General features: G+C 74.1%; 1 protein-coding gene and 1 pseudogene. One reads left to right on the top strand and one right to left on the bottom strand.

Annotated elements, in window-relative coordinates:
• Positions 1–332, top strand: a 332-nt coding sequence (locus tag AC2W7G_RS17460) for a LemA family protein (RefSeq protein ID WP_485869553.1), incomplete at its 5' end; no start/stop codon positions are given.
• Positions 333–391: 59 nt separating this feature from the next.
• On the opposite strand, the pseudogene AC2W7G_RS17465 reads toward AC2W7G_RS17460, so the two are convergent.
• Positions 392–846 (bottom strand): annotated as a pseudogene (locus AC2W7G_RS17465) (phenylalanine--tRNA ligase subunit beta-related protein); the annotation flags it as partial.

Genomic DNA, 846 nt, shown 5'->3' on the forward strand with positions numbered 1-846 from the left:
CGCGGCCGGCGCCGCCCGGGGGCGGCAGCGGTCGCCGACAAGGCGCCGCCGACGCCCGGCTCGACAACGCGATCGTCAACGTCATGGCCGTCGCCGAGGCCTACCCGGACCTGCAGGCGTCGACCAACTTCCAGCAGCTGCAGGCCGAGCTGAGCGATACCGAGAACAAGATCTCGTTCGCCCGCCAGTTCTACAACGACGCCGTCAGCACCCTGAACAAGCTGGTCACGACCATCCCGTGGATGTTCTTCAGCGGCGTGGCCAAGGTCGGCCAGCGCGAGTTCTACCGGGCGCCGGAGGGCCAGGCCACGCCCCCCACCGTCCAGTTCTGACCCACCACGACGGACGGGCCCCGGACCATCGGTCCGGGGGCCCTGTCGTGCGGTCGGGCTCAGCGCAGGACGGCTCCGGCGGCGTCGGCCGCCGCCGCGACGGCCGCCTCGCGGGCCGCCTTGATTTCGTCGTCGCCGAGCGTGTGGTCGGCCGCCCGCAGCCGCAGCGCGAAGGCCAGCGACTTCTTGCCCTCGGGCAGCTGCTCGCCCGTGTACACGTCGAACAGGCGCACCGACTCCACGAGCGGTCCGGACGCGGCCAGCGCGTCGTGCACCTGCTGGGACGGCACGGACGCGTCGACGACCAGGGCCAGGTCCTCCTTGGCGACCGGGAAGGTCGAGAACGACGGGGCCGGTCCCTGCTCGGGCGCGGCGCGACGAGCGCGTCCAGGTCGACCTCGGCCGCGACCGTGCGGGCCGGCAGGCCCCAGTCGCGGAGACGCGGGGGTGCAGCTCGCCGGCGTGGCCCACGACGGTGCCCTCGACGACGATCGCCGCGCAGCGGCCCGGGGTG

The organism is Aeromicrobium sp. PFPM2_SD2 (genome assembly GCF_057364525.1).